The sequence below is a fragment of the Kitasatospora sp. NPDC056138 genome (genome assembly GCF_042264695.1).
GTDB lineage: Bacteria > Actinomycetota > Actinomycetes > Streptomycetales > Streptomycetaceae > Kitasatospora.
On sequence record NZ_JBHJVK010000005.1, the window covers coordinates 192,356 to 208,251 of the forward strand.

A 15,896-nucleotide genomic window follows, 5' to 3' on the forward strand; every position below is an offset into this window, starting at 1 on the left:
AAATCTTTTTTGATCGGTGTTTGTGTGTTTGTGTTTTTTTTTATTAGAACCGTCCGGGCCCACCCCCACCCGCGCCCGGGGGGCCGGGGTCGGGGGGCCAACGCCCGCAGGCGCTGCCCGGCCGACCGCGCTCCGCGGCAGGGCTTAGCCTTTGGCGGGTGAGCCTGGACACGCCGCTTCCTCCGCTGCCGCCCTCCGGTGACGAGCCCGACGGCGGGCGCCGCGTCCGCCTGCTGAGCTACAACATCCGCTCGCTGCGGGACGACCGGCGGGCGCTGGTCCGGGTGATCCGCGCCTGCGAGCCGGACCTGGTCTGCCTGCAGGAGTCCCCCCGCTACTGGCGCCCCGGCGGCCAGGCGGCCCGGCTCGCGCGGCAGACCGGCACCGTCGTCCTCGCCGGCGGCGGGCGGATCGCCGCCGGGCCACTGCTGCTCGGCCGGCCCGGCGTCCACGTGGTCGAGACCCGGGACCGACTGCTCCCCAAGACCCGCGGCCTGCACGCCAGGGGCTTCGCCACCGCCGTGGTGCGCCTCGGCGGCGCAGCTCCGCTGGTGGTGACCAGCTGTCACCTCAGCCTCGACCCCGAGGAGCGCCACCGGCAGTTCGGGCTGCTCCCCGGCCAGCTCTCGCCGGGTGAACACGGCGTCATCGGGGGCGACTTCAACGAACACCCCGACGGTCCCGGCTGGCGGCGCCTCGCCGCCGAGTTCCAGGACGCCCACCCGACCGCCCCCTGGGGCGGCACCTGGACCTCCGTCCCCGAGAACCCCTACCAGCGCATCGACGCGGTCTTCGCCACCCCGGGGCTGGAGGTCCTCGCCTGCGGTGTCCCGCACGGCCTTCCCGGTCTGCGGGCGGCCGACCTGCTCGCGGCCACCGACCACCTGCCCGTCCTGGCGGTGCTGCGGGTGCCGCCGAAGGACACCTGACCGGCCGTACGATGCGGAGCCGTACGGTGCGCCGGCGGGCCCGCGCCCGGCGGACGGCCCGGCCCCGCTCCGGCGGCCGGTGCGCTACCGCCCGGCACCGAGTGCGCCGTGGGCGGTCTCGGCGGCCGTGCCCGGGACGGGCCGGACCTGCCGTGTGACCCCGGCCGCGCCCGGCCCGCACCAGCGCCGCCGCCGGGGCTCAGACGACGGCGCCGCCGTTCGGGTCCGGGGGCTCGTCCTCGTCGTGGTCCTTCATCCGGGCGACCAGGGTGACGAAGCCGCCGAGGAAGGCGGTGATGCCGATCCAGGCCGGCCAGCCGGAGACCTCGCGCCAGACCAGGACGTCGAAGAGCAGCAGCGCCGGGCCGCCGAGCACCGCGAGCCAGGCGAACTTGGCGGTGGTGTCCGCCGGGGGGAGCGGCGGATCGGGCTGGACGAAGTGGCCCTCGTCCGGGTCCTCGGAGATCTCGAAGTCGCGCGGCCCGGGGGCCGCCGGGCGGGGGCGGGGCCGGGGGGCGAAGTCGGCGAGGTCCGGCGGGGTGGCCGGCCGGGTGTCGCCCTCGCTCCTGGCACGGAGGTTCTCGATCTCCGGCCACTCCGGGTCCGTGAGATCCACCGGGTCGTCGAACTGGGCGACCAGGGCCGCGAAGATCGCGTCCTGCTCGGCCTGGCTGCCGGCCGCCGGGCGCCGGGCGACCGTCTCGGCCTCACCCGGGGAGTCCGGCTTGGCCTCGCCGTCCCGGGGCAGCTCCTCTTCGCCGCCCGCCGCCGTGCTCATCGGTACTGCCTCTCGTGCACAACCAGCCCTTCAGCCCAGGTGGTTCTCGGCCTCGGCGGTCGCCAGAGGTGCCAGCCGCCGGATGAAATCGAGGCTCGCCTCGAAGATCAGCTCGGCGTCGTGGTCCAGCGTCGCCACGTGGTAGCTGCGCTCGCAGAGCAGCTCGGTCACGTCGGTCGAGGATATCCGTGCGAGCACCAGTGCCGAGTTCGCCGGGGAGACGACATGGTCCTGCGGACTGTGCAGCAGCAGCACCGGCTGCCGCACCTCGGCCAGCTCGGCCTGGACGGTCTGCCAGAGCCGCCCCAGTGACCAGGCGGCGTGCAGCGGCGTCCGGTCGTAGCCGACCTCCGCCGCACCGTCGAGCGCGATGTCGTTGGCCACCCCGGGGATGCTGGGCACCAGGTGACGCAGCACCGGCAACAGCACACTCGCGGGGTTGTCGGAGCGGACGGACGGGTTGACGAGGACCAGCCCCGCCACGGCCGGGCCGTGCTGCGCCGCCAGGTGCAGGGCCAGCGAGCCGCCCATCGAGAGCGCGCAGACGAACACCTGGTCGCACTGCTCGGCCAGCTCGCGCAGCCCGCGGTCCACCTCGGCGTACCAGTCCTCCCAGCGGGTCAGCTGCATGTCCTGCCAGCGGGTGCCGTGGCCGGGCAGCAGCGGGAGGGAGACGGTCAGTCCGGCGGCGGCCAGCCGCTCGGCCCACGGGCGCATCGACTGCGGGGAGCCGGTGAAACCGTGGACGAGCAGCACGCCGGTCCGCCCGCCCTGCTGGCGGAACGGTTCGGCGCCGGGCAGCAGCGGTATCACCGGCATTCGCGGGCTCCTTCGCGGGCGGCACTGGGACCCGCATCGTCGCACGCGCCCACCGGCCCCGTACAGGGCCGCCCGCACCCGGTGCTCCCCGGCTCGCCCGGCGCGGGTGCACGTTGCACAGGCCGAAAGCATTAGGATCGACCGGTCCGAATAACAGGAGGCCCGGGTTGTTCTACCGACTGATGAAGATGATCGTCGCACCGCTGCTGCGGATCTTCTTCCGGCCGTGGATGGAGGGCGCGGAGAACATTCCCGAGGAGGGGGCCGCGATCATCGCGAGCAACCACCTTTCCTTCTCGGACTCCTTCTTCCTGCCCGCGCTGATGAAGCGCCGGGTCACCTTCATCGCGAAGGCGGAGTACTTCACCACGCCCGGCCTCAAGGGCAAGCTCACCGCCGCCTTCTTCAAGGGCGTCGGCCAGCTGCCGGTGGACCGCTCCGGCGTCCGCGGCGCGGGTGAGGCGGCGATCCGCAGCGCCATCGCGGTGATCGAGCGCGGCGAGCTGTTCGGCGTCTACCCCGAGGGCACCCGCTCGCCCGACGGCAAGCTGTACCGGGGCAAGGTCGGCGGCCTGGCCCGCGTCGCCCTGGCCACCGGCGCGCCGGTCATCCCGGTCGCGATGATCGACACCGAGAAGGTGCAGCCCCCCGGCCAGGTCGTCCCCAACTTCGGCATCCGCCCGGGCATCCGGATCGGCCGTCCGCTCGACTTCTCCCGTTACCAGGGCATGGAGAACGACCGCTTCATTCTCCGTTCCGTCACCGACGAGGTGATGTACGAGATCATGCGGCTCTCCGGCCAGGAGTACGTGGACATCTACGCGACCGCCGCCAAGCGGCAGATCGCCGAGGACAGGAAACGTGCCGACGCCGAGCGCAAGGCCGAACAGAAAGCCCTGAAAGCCCAGCAGGACGCCGAGAAGGCCGCGGCCGAGAAGGCCGAGAAGGACAGGGCGGACCTGGAGAAGGGCACCGAGTAGCGGGGGAGGACAGGGCAGGGGGACGATGGCGGACCATCACAGACCCGGGGCGGACCTCGCGTCCGGTCCCGGCGGAACGATCACCGCGGGCGGCATGTCGGTCGAGATGCCGCTCTGGCGGGCCATCTCCTCCTTCCGCGTCCTGGCCCTCGGCTACGCGGTCGTCCGCTACTTCCACTCCTACCTGGCCTACCTCCACCCGGTCTCCGGCTGGATCTACCTCGGCGCCCTCACCATCTGGACCATCGCCAGCACCCGGGCCTTCGCCAACCCGCACCGCTGCTCCCGGTACGTCCTGGCGGCCGACCTGGTCCTCACCGTCACCGGCATCGTGATGAGCGGCATCATCGACACCCCGGCCCGGATCCACGCCGGTGCGCTGACCCTGCCGACCATCTGGGCGGCGGGAACGGTCCTCGGCTTCGCGGGCAAGGGCGGCTGGAAGGCGGCCGCCTTCGCGGGCGGTGTGATCGGCCTGGCGAACTTCGCCGGCCACGGCGGGCTCACCGGCGACAACGTGCACAACATCGTGCTGCTGCTGGTGGCCGGCTGCGCCATCGGGTACGTGATGGAGCTCGCCCGCGCCAGCGAGGCGGCCCTGGTCCGGGCCCTCCAGGTGGAGGCGGCCACCCGCGAGCGCGAGCGGCTCTCCCGGGACATCCACGACGGGGTGCTCCAGGTGCTCGCGCTGGTGCAGCGCAAGGAGGGCGACCTCGGTGAGCTCGGCAGGCTGGCCGGCGAGCAGGAACGGGCGCTGCGCGCCCTGATGACGGGCGGCCCGCTGCCCCGTCAGTCCTCCGGCGCCGAGCAGGACCTGCGCGCGCTGCTCACCCCGTACGCCGACGACCGGGTCACCGTCTCCGCCCCGGCGACGCCGGTCCTGCTGCCCGGTCCGGTCGCGGACGAGCTGGCCGCCGCCGTCGGCGCGGCCGTCGACAACGTGCACCGCCACGCGGGCGAGCGGGCCCGCGCCTGGATCCTGGTCGAGGACGAGCCGGAGGCCGTCACGGTGAGCATCCGGGACGACGGACCCGGATACCGGGCCGGACGGCTCGGCGAGGCGGAGAAGGCCGGGCGGCTCGGGGTGGCCCAGTCGATCCGGGGGCGGCTGGTGGACCTCGGCGGCACCGCCCAGCTGTACTCGGTGCCCGGTGAGGGCGTCGAGGTCGAACTGCGAGTGCCCAGGGAGGGCGAGTGACCGTCGATCAGATCCGCGTCATGGTGGTCGACGACCACCCGATGTGGCGGGACGCGGTCTCCCGGGATCTCGCCGAGGCCGGTCTGGCGGTGGTGGCCACCGCCGGGGACGGCGAGGAGGCGGTCCGCCGGGCCCGCGCCTCCACCCCGCAGGTCCTGGTCCTCGACCTCAACCTGCCCGGCCTGTCCGGGGTCGAGGTCTGCCGCCAGGTGGTGGCGTACGACCCGTCGGTGCGCATCCTGATGCTCTCCGCGAGCGGTGAGCACGCGGACGTCCTGGAGGCGGTGAAGTCCGGCGCCACCGGCTACCTGGTGAAGTCGGCCGGACGCGAGGAACTGCTGGACGCGGTCCGGCGCACCGCGCTGGGCGACCCGGTCTTCACCCCCGGTCTGGCCGGGCTGGTCCTGGGCGAGTTCCGCCGGCTGGCCGGCGAGCCCGCCGCTGCCGCCGCCTCGCCCGGCGTGCCCAAGCTGACCGCCCGGGAGACCGAGGTGCTCCGCCTGGTCGCCAAGGGCCTCTCGTACCGTCAGATCGCCGACCGGCTGGTGCTCTCGCACCGGACGGTGCAGAACCACGTCCAGAACACGCTCGGGAAGCTCCAGCTGCACAACCGGGTCGAGCTGGTCCGGTACGCGATCGAGCAGGGCCTGGACGACGAGATCTGAGCCGGTCCCACCCGGCCCGGCTCAGAGGTTCTTGAGGGCTTCGCGGGCCGAGAGCGGCGCGAGTGAGGACTGCCCGACGTAGCGGCGGACGGCGGCGGGGTCGGTCTTGCCGTACTCGCGCAGCGCCCAGCCGATGGCCTTGCGGATGAAGAAGTCCGAGTCGCCGGAGCGCAGGGTGCAGTAGCCGAAGAGGCGGTCGGCGTCGGTACGGGCGCGGTGGCGCAGCTGGTGGAGCAGGGCGCTGCGGGCGATCCAGAGGTTGTCCGAGCGGATCCAGGCGTCCATCTCGGTGCGCAGCGCAGGGTCGGCGGCGACCAGCGGGCCGACGACGTGGACGGCCAGCGGGTCCACGGTGTCCCACCAGGAACGGGTGCCGATGAGCTGTCGGACGGTGGGCAGGAAGTCCGCCGAGCACCGGTCGGCGTACCGGGCCAGGTAGTCGGTGGCGAAGTACTGGAACTCGCGCTCCGGCAGGTCCCAGCAGGCGAGCGCCAGCGCGGCGCAGTCGGCCTCGGCCGGGCGCGGGGTGCCGTCGAGGACCGCGCGGGAGAGGGTCCGCCGGGCCGGGGCGGGCAGGCCGAGGAAGCGGAACTGGTCCCGCATGTAGGCGGACATCCGCACCGCCTGGACGGGGTCGGCGGCGGTGCGGAAGGCCGGGACGAGCCGGTCGACGAGGGAGTCGGCGAGCGCGCCGGCCGGGGCTGCTGAGGTGGCCATGAGGTCATGCTCCCGCCTCTCACGGACCGCCGACCACCCGGGGCGGGAAACCGCCGCCCGGGGTGCGGGGAGCTGCCGGCCCGGCCCGCAGGGGCCGCGGTTCCCCGCCCCCCGAGGGCCCGCGCCGAACGGGTGCCGAGGGCTCCGCCCGGCCCGTGGGGTCAGCTGCGGACGGGGCTCGCGGTGCGGAGCAGCTCGGCGACGATGTCGACGCCCTCCCGGGTCAGCACCGACTCCGGGTGGAACTGGAGGGTCGCGAAGCCGGCGCCGCGCAGGGCGTGGACGTCCCCGGTGAGGGTGTCGCGGGCGACCTCGATGCCCTCGGCGGCCAGCCGTTCGGCGTCGGCGTCGGTGCAGCGGGCGGTGAAGGCGTTGTAGAAGCCGACGGTCCGCCGGGTGCCGAAGAGGTCGATGCCCTCCTGCGCGCCCTGGTACGGGACGGCCTTGCGGGCCAGGGGCAGTCCGAGCTCCGCGGCGAGCAGCTGGTGGCTGAGGCAGACGGCGAGCAGCGGGGCCGTCCTGGTCCCGGCCCGGACGGCGGCCAGGGCGTCGGCGGCGATCGGCCGGAGCAGCGCCATCTTGGGGTCGGCGGGGTCGGCCGGGTCGCCGGGTCCGGGGCCGAGCACCAGCGCTCCGGTGTGGGCGGCGACCAGTTCGCGCAGGCCGGGGGTGTCGAAGCGCCGGACACTCACCCGGTGGCCGAGCGAGGTGAGCAGGTGGGCGAGCATCGAGGTGAAGGTGTCCTCGCCGTCCACCACCAGGGTCTCCAGCGGCTCGGTGGCCCGGGCCGGCTGCTGCATCCGCAGCCAGAACGGGGCGAGGTTGCGGCGCCGGGCGTCGAGGGCGCTCTGCACCCGGTGGTCGTCGGCCAGCCGGGGGCCCGCGGAGCCGGCGCCGCGGCGGGCGGGTGCCGGGCGGGCGCCGATCGCGGTGAGCACCCCGGCCGCCTTGGCGTGGGTCTCGGCGACCTCGGACTCGGGCACGGAGTGGCGTACCAGGGTGGCCCCGACCCCGACCCGCAGCCGTCCGGTGGCCGGGTCGATGTCGGCGGTGCGGATGCAGATCGGCGAGTCCAGCTGCTGGGCGCCGCCCGCCGAGCGGCCGATCAGCGCCAGCGCGCCCGAGTAGTAGCCGCGGCCGGTGCTCTCGTAGCGGCGGATCACCCGGGTGGCGTTCTGCACCGGGCTGCCGGTGACGGTGGCGGCGAACATGGTCTCCCTCAGCACCTCCCGGACGTCCAGCGAGGTCCGTCCGCGCAGCTCGTACTCGGTGTGCGCGAGGTGGGACATCTCCTTCAGCCGGGGGCCGAGCACCTGGCCGCCGAGGTCGCCGACGGTGCACATCATCTTGAGCTCCTCGTCGACCACCATGGTGAGCTCCTCCAGCTCCTTGGGGTCGTGCAGGAAGGCGAGCAGCGAGTCGATGTCCGGGCCGGCGGCCGGATAGCGGTAGGTGCCCGAGATCGGGTTCATCACCACCGTGCCGCCGCTCTGCCGGACGTGGACCTCGGGGGAGGCGCCCACGAGCACGCGCTCGCCGGTGTGCACCAGGTAGGTCCAGTACGCGCCGCGCTCCTGCTCCAGCAGCCTTCGGAAGAGCGAGAGCGCGAGGGCCGGGGTGAAGTCGTCCAGCCGTGCCCGGAAGTCGCGGCGGATGACGAAGTTGGCGCCCTCGCCGCGTCCGATCTCGTCCCTGATCACCCGGTGGACGATCCCGGCGTACTCGGCGTCGTCGATGTCGAAGCCGGCGTCGGACAGCGAGACGGGTAGCTGGGGCAGGGCCGGGCGGAGTTCGGCGAGCGGGAAGGCGTACTGCTCCCGGACCGAGAGGGCCTGCAGCGGGGCGTCGTCCTCGTGCGCCTCGAAACCGCGCTCGCGGATCTGCCGGTACGGGACGAGGGCCAGCAGGTCGTGGCGCGGACCGCCCCCGGGCACACCGGCGGGGACGGGCAGCTCGGCCAGGGTGTCGTACGTGCCGGTCTCGCCGAGCAGGACCTCGACGGTGTCGGGGGCGAGCCTGGGTGCGCGGCGGTGCAGCAGGGCGAAGGCCGGAGCGCCGGGGGCGGTGAGGCGGGCGAGCAGGTCGGTGAGGTGCACGGTACGGCTTCCTTCGTTGGCAGGGCGGTGGTTGGTCCGCTCTTCCCGGAGGGCCTGCGTGCGATACGCCGACGGCCGCCCCGAGGGGCGGCCGTCGTGTCGTCTAGGGACGCGCGAGCTGTGGGCCACCCGGAGGGTCGGCCCACCACCAGCAGAGGGTGTGCGGCGCGTTCATGGTCACGAGCCTAGCGGATCGCGTCCCGGGCGTGAGTCCGGTCACGGGAATGTCCACGTGTCGTCTCACCCATCGGGCGCCGGTCACAAATCGCTTGTCACACCCCGTAGCCTGGACCTGTGACCGTGACAACTGAGACAAACGGGGCTGGCCGGAGCTGGCAGTCCCTTCCCGCGGCGCAGCAGCCTGAATGGCCGGACCAAGAGGCTCTGCGCAAGGTACTTGCGGAGCTCGCCTCGTATCCGCCGCTCGTCTTCGCAGGCGAGTGTGACCAGCTGCGCGCCCGGCTCGGTGCCGTCGCGCGCGGTGAGGCCTTCCTGCTGCAGGGCGGTGACTGCGCCGAGGCCTTCGACGGCGTGTCGGCCGAGCAGATCCGCAACAAGCTGAAGACCCTGCTGCAGATGGCGGCGGTGCTGACCTATGCCGCCTCCGTTCCCGTGGTCAAGGTCGGCCGGATCGCCGGCCAGTACTCCAAGCCGCGTTCCAAGTCCACCGAGACCCGGGACGGCGTCACCCTCCCGGTGTACCGGGGCGACTCGGTGAACGGCTTCGAGTTCACGCCCGAGTCCCGGATCCCGGACCCGGAGCGCCTGAAGCGGATGTACAACGCCTCCGCCGCGACGCTCAACCTGGTCCGCGCCTTCACCACCGGTGGCTACGCCGACCTCCGCCAGGTGCACGCCTGGAACCAGGACTTCGTCCGCAACTCGCCCGCCGGGCAGCGCTACGAGTCGCTGGCCAAGGAGATCGACAACGCGCTGGCCTTCATGAAGGCCTGCGGGGTCGCTCCGGAGGAGTTCAAGACGGTCGAGTTCTTCTCCTCGCACGAGGCGCTGGTGCTCGACTACGAGACCGCGCTGACCCGCGTGGACTCGCGGACCGGGGACCTGTACGACGTGTCCGGCCACATGGTCTGGATCGGCGAGCGCACCCGGCAGCTGGACCACGCGCACATCGAGTTCGCGTCGAAGATCCGCAACCCGATCGGGGTGAAGCTCGGCCCGACCACCACGGTCGACGAGGCGCTCACCCTGATCGACCGGCTCGACCCGGACCGCGAGCCCGGCCGGCTCACCTTCATCACCCGGATGGGCGCGGGCAAGATCCGCGAGCACCTGCCCACCCTGGTGGAGAAGGTCACCGCGACCGGTGCCCAGGTGGTCTGGATCTGCGACCCGATGCACGGCAACACCTACGAGGCCGCCACCGGCCACAAGACCCGCCGCTTCGACGACGTGCTCGACGAGGTCAAGGGCTTCTTCGAGGTGCACCGCGCGCTCGGTACCCACCCGGGCGGCATCCACGTCGAGCTGACCGGTGACGACGTCACCGAGTGCGTCGGCGGTGGCGACGAGGTGCTGGTCGACGACCTGCACCAGCGCTACGAGACGGCCTGTGACCCGCGGCTCAACCGCAGCCAGTCGCTGGACCTGGCGTTCCTGGTCGCGGAGATGTACCGCGGCCACTGACGTCGGCCGATTGTGACGAACGCCCCTCCGCTTTCCGGCAGACCGGGAGCGGAGGGGCTTTTTCATGCTCCGACCATTGGGTAAGGTAAGGCTTGGCGAGGTAAGGCAAGCCTTCGCTGACCCTGTGAGCGCAACCCCCGGGAGAGACCGCGATGTACGTGTGCATGTGCCATGCGGTCACCGAGGACCAGGTCAGGAAGCAGATCGACGGCGGTGCCGGCACCCCGCGCCAGATCGCCAAGGGCTGCAAGGCCGGCACCGACTGCGGTTCCTGCGTGCGCCGGATCCAGGCGCTGCTCGGCGAGCACGGCGCGCGTCCGTGCCCGACCGCCCGCCTGGCCGCCAAGCTCGGGCTGGCCGAGCCGAACACCGAGCTGGTCGAGCCGCTGCGGGCCGCCTGAGACCGGGCGGTGCTCAGGGGGCGGCGGTTCAGGACTCCGGCTGCTCGATCACCTGGGCGATGTAGAGGGCCTCGCCGAGCTTCTCCACCAGCTCCAGCTGGGTGTCGAGGTAGTCGATGTGGTGCTCCTCGTCCGCCAGGATGTCCTCGAAGATGTTGGCCGAGGTGACGTCGTTCTTGGCCCGCATCACCACGATGCCGCGCTTCAGCCGGTCGATGGCCTCGACCTCGATCTGACGGTCGGCCTCGAACATCTCCTTGACCGTCTGGCCGATCCGGACGTGGAACAGCCGCTGGTAGTTGGGCAGGCCGTCGAGGAAGAGGATCCGGTCGGTGAGCACCTCGGCGTGCTTCATCTCGTCGAAGGACTCGTGCCGGGTGTACTTCGCGAGCTTCGTCCAGCCGAAGTTCTCCTGCATCTTGGCATGCAGGAAGTACTGGTTGATGGCGGTCAGCTCGGCGGTGAGCTGCTCGTTCAGGAACTCGATGACCTCGGAGTCGCCCTTCATGGCGGTGCCTTCCTGCTCGTGCGTCGCGCGCGAAAACAACGGCTGTGACCGCATCGTGGCACCCTCTTGGGCGAAAGTTCCAGTAAGTTCACACTTACTGGAACATAGTGAGGAATATCCGATTTGCCCCTTATGGGGGTCGCGAGGCGCTGATCAGGGGCGCGCGCGGCGCGCGGTCCGCCGTCTGTCACCATGGAGCCATGGGTCAGTACGAACAGGAACCGATTCAGCCGTCTGACCCGAGACTCCCTCCAGGCCAGCGGCTGCAGCGTGGCTGGCCGGTGCTGCACTACGGACCCGTTCCCCGGTTCAAGCCGCTGACCTGGGACTTTCAGGTCTTCGGGGCCACTGCCTCCGCCGAGAAGCACAGCTGGGACTTCGCGGGCTTCCACGCCCTTCCCAGGACCACCGTGCACGGCGACTTCCACTGCGTGACCCGGTTCTCGATGCTCGGCAACGAGTGGAGCGGCGTGGCGGCCGCGACCGTCCTCGACCTGGTGCCGCCGGCCCCGGACGTCACGCACGTGATGGTCTGGGCGGAGTACGGCTACAGCTCCAACCTGCGGCTCGCCGACTTCGCCGACCCGCGCACCGTGTTCGCCACCCACCGCAACGGCGAGCCGCTCACCGTCGAGCACGGTTTCCCGGTCCGCCTGGTCGTCCCCCACCTGTACGCCTGGAAGGGGCCCAAGTGGGTGCGTGCGGTCGAGTACATGCGCGCCGACCGCCGGGGCTTCTGGGAGGAGCGCGGCTACCACAACCTGGCCGATCCGTGGGCGGAGAAGCGCTACTCGTACCAGGAGGAGCCCGGCGACGGGCCGCTGCGGTAGACGGGCCGCTGCGGCAGTCGGGGGCGACCGGCCGCGCGCCGCTCCGGGGCCCGGTCGCCAGGGCCCCGGAGGGTCAGAACGCGGGGAGCTTCAGGGTGACCACGGAGCCCTGCCGGGTGGGCTGGCCGGCGGGCGGGTTCTGGCTGACCACCTTGCCGGTGCCGAAGAAGTCGAGTCCGCTGGTCTGGGCCTGGAAACCGGCGTCGGTCAGGGCCTTGGCGGCCGCGTCCTTGGTCAGGCCGACCACGTTCGGCACCGGGGTCATGCCCTTGCTGACCACCATCGCCACCGGCGTGTTCACCGCGACCTGCCGGCCCGCGCCCGGGGTGGCGCTGATCACCGCGCCCTGCGGGACGGAGTCGCTGTACGCCTCGGTGGTCGCCCCCGGCGCCAGGCCTGCGTCGGTGAGCGCCTTGCGGGCCTCCTCCAGCGGCTTCCCGGTCAGCTCGGGGACGGCGATCCGCTGCGGCCCCTTGGAGAGCGTGACCTTCACCGGGTCGCTCTTGCGCACCCGCTGCCCGACGCCCGGGTCCGAGGCCATCACCTGGCCGGCCGGGACGCTCTCGCTGAACTGCTGGCCGAACGTGCCCTGCAGCCCCGCCCTGTCCAGCGTCTGCACCGCCTGCGCCTGGGTCTGCCCGAGCACGCTCGGCACCGTCGCGTACACCGCGCCGGACAGGACGTAGCTCGCCCCGCCGACCAGGGCCAGCAGCACGGCCACCACCGCCGTCCAGATCAGCGGTCGGCGCGAGCGCCGCGGCCGCGCGGCGCGGTCGGGGAGGGGCTCGTCGTACGGGCGCGGGCGGGTGAGGCTGAGCGTGGGGAACTCCAGCACGCTGGTGTGCTCCACCTGCCGGGCGACCGGGGCGGTCACCTCGCCGGTGGGGTGCTGCGGGGTGGTCCTGGACGAGGTGGGCGGCTCGGCGTCCAGCTGCTGGGGGGTCAGCGAGCGGCGGGCCCGCTGGAGGGTGGCCAGCAGTTCGACGGCGTCGTACGGCCGGCCCTGGGGATCGCGGGCGGTGGCGGCCGCCACGATGGCGTCCAGCCCGGGGCCGATGTCGGGCGCCACCAGCGAGGGCGGCGGGACGTCCTCGTGCAGGTGCCGGTAGATCACCTGCATCGGGTTGTCCCCGACGTGCGGCTTGGTGCCGGTGAGCATCTCGTAGAGCAGGATGCCGGCCGCGTAGACGTCCACCCGCTGGTCGGTGGGCATGCCGGGCTGGACCTGTTCGGGCGCGAGGTAGGAGACCGTGCCCAGCACGGTGGTGGCCGAGGTGGTGTTGGTGACCGCGCCGTCCCCGCCGGAGAGCACCCGGACCAGGCCGAAGTCGGCCACCTTGACCAGGCCGTCCTCGGTGATCAGGACGTTCTCCGGCTTCACGTCCCGGTGCACCAGACCGGCCCGGTGCGCGGCGCCGAGGGCGGCCAGCACCGGCTCCAGGATGTCCAGGGCCGCCCGGGCGCTCAGCGCGCCGCGCTCGCGCAGCAGGTCGCGCAGGGTGCACCCGGGGACGTACTCCATCGCCAGGAAGACCGTGCGGCCGTCCGCGCCCTGGTCGAAGACGTTGACCACGTTGGCGTGGGTGAGCCGGGCGACGGCCTTGGCCTCGCGGATGAACCGGGCCGTGAAGTCGGGGTCGTCCACCAGTGACGGGTGCATCACCTTGAGCGCGACCACCCGGTCGAGCCGGGTGTCGGTGCCCCGGTAGACCGTGGACATACCACCCGTGGCGATGCGCTGATCGACCCGGTACCGGCCGTCGAGGAGGGTACCGATCAGGGGGTCGTCGAGCGTCATGTCCACCAGAGGAGTGTATGGGGTCGCAGACAGGGCCCTTCGGAGCGAACCCGCGGGCAGCGGTTCTCCGGGGCGCGGGGCGCCGCCCGGGCCGAAGGACACCGCTGCCCGGCCGGGCCCGGGGGGCGCGTCGCACCCCCCGGACCCCGCCGTGCCGCGTGGTTTCCCGCGCTCCCGAAGCCCGCGCCCTAGAACGCGGGCCGCTCGCGGTGGTCGAGGTCGGCACGGCCGGCCATCGCGGAGGAGGCCTCGGCGTGGAAGCGGCGCGGGATGCGGCCTGCCCGGTGGGCGAGGCGGCCCGCCTCGGCCGCGTGCCGCATCGCCTCGGCCATCAGCACCGGCTCCTGGGCGCGGGTGACCGCGGAGGCCAACATGACCGCGGCGCAGCCGAGTTCCATCGCCAGCGCCACGTCGGAGGCGGTGCCGGCGCCCGCGTCCAGGATCACCGGGACGTTCGCGCTCTCGACGATCAGCTGGAAGTTGTGCGGGTTGCGGATGCCCAGGCCCGAGCCGATCGGTGAGCCCAGCGGCATGATCGCCGCGCAGCCGACGTCCTCCAGCTTCCGCGCCAGCACCGGGTCATCGTTGGTGTACGGGAGCACGGTGAAGCCGTCGTCGACCAAGGTCTCGGCGGCGTCGAGGAGTTCGATCGGGTCGGGCAGCAGGGTGCGTTCGTCCGCGATGACTTCGAGCTTGACCCAGTCGGTGCCGAGCGCCTCGCGGGCCAGCCGCGCGGTCAGCACGGCCTCTCCGGCGGTGAAGCAGCCGGCGGTGTTGGGGAGGATGCGGATGCCGTTGCGGGTCAGGACGTCCAGTACCGAGCCCTGGGTGCCCGGGTTGACCCTGCGCATCGCGACGGTGGTCAGTTCGGTGCCCGAGACGCGCAGCGCCTGCTCCAGGATCTCCAGACTCGGCGCACCGCCGGTGCCCATGATCAGGCGGGAGTTGAAGGTGGTGCCGGCGATGGTCAGCAGATCGTCAGCCATGGCGCGGCTCATCCTCCCTGGACGGCGGTGAGGATCTCGATGCGGTCGCCCGCGTCCAGGACGGTGTCGGCCCACGCGCTGCGCGGGACGACGGCCTCGTTCAGTGCGGCGGCCACTCCCTGCGGGGCCTTGCTCAGCGTGGCGACCACCTCGGCGAGCGTGGTCGCGGGCGGAATCCGGCGCGGCTCGCCGTTGACGGTGAGTGGGATCTCGTTCATGCGGGGACCTTTGTGCCGAAGCGGCTGGGGGAGAAGGGGGCGGCGAGTTCGGGGGTGACCCCGGTGGCCAGGTAGTCGGCGAGCAGGTCGGCCGTCACCGGGGTGAGCAGTACGCCGTTGCGGTAGTGGCCGGTGGCCGCGACCAGTCCGGGGAGGGCGCTCGGGCCGAGCAGCGGGGCGTTGTCCGGTGAGCCGGGCCGTAGCCCCGCGTTGGTCTCCACCAGCGGCAGTTCGGTCAGTCCCGGGACCAACTCGTGCGCGTCCCGCAGCAGTTCGTAGACCCCTCCGGCCGTGACCGTGGTGTCGTAGCCCTGCTCCTCGGTGGTCGCGCCGATCACCAGCTCGCCGTCGGCGCGCGGGACCAGGTAGATGTGCTGACCGCGCACCACCGCGCGGACGTTGCGGGAGAGGAACGGCGTGCCGCCCTGGACCGCGAGGAGCGCGTCGGGCATGTGCAGCCGCAGTACCTGGCCCTTGACCGGCCGGACGGGGGGCAGCACGCCCTCGGGCAGGCCGGGCAGCAGATGGCTGCGCGAACCCGCGGCCAGCACGATCTGCTCGGCGTACCGGGTCTCGCCGGTGGACAGACGGACCCCGGTCGCCCGCCCGTCCTCGACCAGCAGCTCGGTGGCCTCGGCACGGTGCAGCCGCGCCCCGGCGAGTTCGCAGGCGCGCACCAGAGCAGCGGACAGCCGGCGCCCGTCCACCTGGTGGTCGTCCGTGACGTGCAGCCCGCCGCGCACTCCCGGGGCGAGCATGGGCTCCAGCTTCCGGCACTCGCGGCCGGTCAGCCAGTGCGAGTCGAGGCCGAGCCGCTGGTGGAAGGCGTGCAGTTCACGCAGTTCCGCGCGGTCGTCGGAGTCCAGGGCGACCGCCAGGGTGCCGGTCTGCCGGTACCCGGTGTCCAGGCCGGTGAGGGCGGAGAGCTCGGCGGCGAAGGCCGCGTACCGCTCGTTGGACGCCATGCCGAGCCGCAGCAGCGGCTCCTCGCCGTACTGGAGCTCGGTGACGGGCGCCAGCATCCCCGCCGCGACCTGGGCCGCGCCGCCGCCGTGGGCCGGGTCGACCACCGTGACGGCCAGACCGCGCTGGGCGGACCGCCAGGCCACTCCCAGCCCGATGATGCCGCCGCCGATCACCAGCACGCCGGTTCCGGAACGTGCCACAGTCTCGTCTCTCCCTTCGCCGGCATGACCCGGATCAGGTTCGGACGGTCGCAGGCCGCCTCAGCCCGCCTCTCAGCCCGGTGCACCGGGCTCCCGTGATGCTCCACCCACCATAACGCCGGGGGCCGGCCGGGCCGAAGGCACATACGCATTGTGGACAATC

At 72.8% G+C, this 15,896-nt stretch carries 16 protein-coding genes and 1 riboswitch; of the genes, 7 read left to right on the forward strand and 9 right to left on the reverse strand.

Going from position 1 to position 15,896, the window contains the following annotated elements:
- Window positions 1–164: 164 nt before the first annotated feature.
- The gene (locus tag ACFC1R_RS05855) at window positions 165–929 is read left to right on the forward strand and encodes an endonuclease/exonuclease/phosphatase family protein (protein WP_375933459.1); all 765 of its coding nucleotides are present in this window, start codon (window positions 165–167) and stop codon (window positions 927–929) included.
- 199 nt (window positions 930–1,128) lie between these two features.
- On the opposite strand, the gene ACFC1R_RS05860 is transcribed toward ACFC1R_RS05855, so the two are convergent.
- Both ACFC1R_RS05860 and ACFC1R_RS05865 read right to left on the reverse strand, forming a co-directional pair.
- Window positions 1,129–1,707, reverse strand: a complete 579-nt coding sequence (locus ACFC1R_RS05860) for a hypothetical protein (protein ID WP_375933311.1) — start codon at window positions 1,705–1,707, stop codon at window positions 1,129–1,131.
- A gap of 30 nt (window positions 1,708–1,737) precedes the next feature.
- Window positions 1,738–2,517 (reverse strand): alpha/beta hydrolase, encoded by a 780-nt coding sequence (locus ACFC1R_RS05865; RefSeq protein WP_375933462.1) that lies wholly within the window; start codon window positions 2,515–2,517, stop codon window positions 1,738–1,740.
- Between the two features lie 191 nt (window positions 2,518–2,708).
- On the opposite strand from ACFC1R_RS05865, the gene ACFC1R_RS05870 reads away from it, so the two are divergent.
- The 3 genes from ACFC1R_RS05870 (at window position 2,709) to ACFC1R_RS05880 (ending at window position 5,369) form a co-directional block, all read left to right on the forward strand.
- A complete protein-coding gene (locus ACFC1R_RS05870; RefSeq protein ID WP_375933465.1) occupies window positions 2,709–3,506 on the forward strand; it encodes a lysophospholipid acyltransferase family protein in 798 nt (265 codons plus the stop codon).
- A 94-nt stretch (window positions 3,507–3,600) separates the two neighbouring features.
- Window positions 3,601–4,704, forward strand: a complete 1,104-nt coding sequence (macS, locus tag ACFC1R_RS05875; protein WP_375933314.1) for a MacS family sensor histidine kinase — start codon at window positions 3,601–3,603, stop codon at window positions 4,702–4,704.
- Between the two features lie 20 nt (window positions 4,705–4,724).
- The gene (locus tag ACFC1R_RS05880; protein WP_375933468.1) at window positions 4,725–5,369 is read left to right on the forward strand and encodes a response regulator; all 645 of its coding nucleotides are present in this window, start codon (window positions 4,725–4,727) and stop codon (window positions 5,367–5,369) included.
- 21 nt (window positions 5,370–5,390) lie between these two features.
- Here ACFC1R_RS05880 and ACFC1R_RS05885 read toward each other — a convergent pair whose 3' ends face one another.
- Together ACFC1R_RS05885 and ACFC1R_RS05890 are read right to left on the reverse strand one after the other, a co-directional pair.
- Complete coding sequence (locus ACFC1R_RS05885; protein WP_375933317.1) at window positions 5,391–6,086, reverse strand: DNA alkylation repair protein; 696 nt, start codon at window positions 6,084–6,086, stop codon at window positions 5,391–5,393.
- Window positions 6,087–6,247: 161 nt separating this feature from the next.
- Window positions 6,248–8,182: an anthranilate synthase family protein gene (locus ACFC1R_RS05890; protein ID WP_375933320.1), complete on the reverse strand. Its 1,935-nt coding sequence runs from the start codon at window positions 8,180–8,182 to the stop codon at window positions 6,248–6,250.
- Between the two features lie 294 nt (window positions 8,183–8,476).
- Here ACFC1R_RS05890 and ACFC1R_RS05895 point away from each other — a divergent pair, with 294 nt between their 5' ends.
- The gene (locus ACFC1R_RS05895) at window positions 8,477–9,826 is read left to right on the forward strand and encodes a class II 3-deoxy-7-phosphoheptulonate synthase (RefSeq protein ID WP_045299010.1); all 1,350 of its coding nucleotides are present in this window, start codon (window positions 8,477–8,479) and stop codon (window positions 9,824–9,826) included.
- A gap of 152 nt (window positions 9,827–9,978) precedes the next feature.
- Entirely contained in the window at window positions 9,979–10,227 is a 249-nt protein-coding gene (locus ACFC1R_RS05900) for a bacterioferritin-associated ferredoxin (protein WP_375933324.1), read from the forward strand.
- A 28-nt stretch (window positions 10,228–10,255) separates the two neighbouring features.
- Here the strand turns inward: ACFC1R_RS05900 and bfr are convergent, their stop codons facing one another.
- Window positions 10,256–10,735 carry a bacterioferritin gene (gene bfr / locus ACFC1R_RS05905; RefSeq protein ID WP_375933327.1) on the reverse strand — a complete coding sequence of 160 codons (480 nt, stop codon included), beginning with the start codon at window positions 10,733–10,735 and terminating at the stop codon, window positions 10,256–10,258.
- 200 nt (window positions 10,736–10,935) lie between these two features.
- On the opposite strand from bfr, the gene ACFC1R_RS05910 reads away from it, so the two are divergent.
- Window positions 10,936–11,565, forward strand: coding sequence for a sulfite oxidase-like oxidoreductase (locus ACFC1R_RS05910; RefSeq protein ID WP_375933330.1), 630 nt, complete (start codon window positions 10,936–10,938; stop codon window positions 11,563–11,565).
- A gap of 73 nt (window positions 11,566–11,638) precedes the next feature.
- On the opposite strand, the gene pknB is transcribed toward ACFC1R_RS05910, so the two are convergent.
- The 4 genes from pknB to thiO form a co-directional block, all read right to left on the reverse strand.
- Entirely contained in the window at window positions 11,639–13,363 is a 1,725-nt protein-coding gene (gene pknB, locus ACFC1R_RS05915; RefSeq protein WP_375933471.1) for a Stk1 family PASTA domain-containing Ser/Thr kinase, read from the reverse strand.
- Between the two features lie 188 nt (window positions 13,364–13,551).
- Window positions 13,552–14,349 (reverse strand): thiazole synthase, encoded by a 798-nt coding sequence (locus ACFC1R_RS05920; protein WP_045299017.1) that lies wholly within the window; start codon window positions 14,347–14,349, stop codon window positions 13,552–13,554.
- A gap of 8 nt (window positions 14,350–14,357) precedes the next feature.
- On the reverse strand, window positions 14,358–14,567 hold the full coding sequence (thiS, locus tag ACFC1R_RS05925; protein ID WP_375933333.1) for a sulfur carrier protein ThiS: 210 nt from the start codon (window positions 14,565–14,567) through the stop codon (window positions 14,358–14,360).
- Entirely contained in the window at window positions 14,564–15,733 is a 1,170-nt protein-coding gene (gene thiO / locus ACFC1R_RS05930) for a glycine oxidase ThiO (protein WP_375933336.1), read from the reverse strand. The genes thiS and thiO overlap by 4 nt, the downstream gene beginning before the upstream one ends.
- Window positions 15,728–15,840, reverse strand: a riboswitch (TPP riboswitch). (Overlaps the previous gene by 6 nt.)
- Window positions 15,841–15,896: the final 56 nt, after the last annotated feature.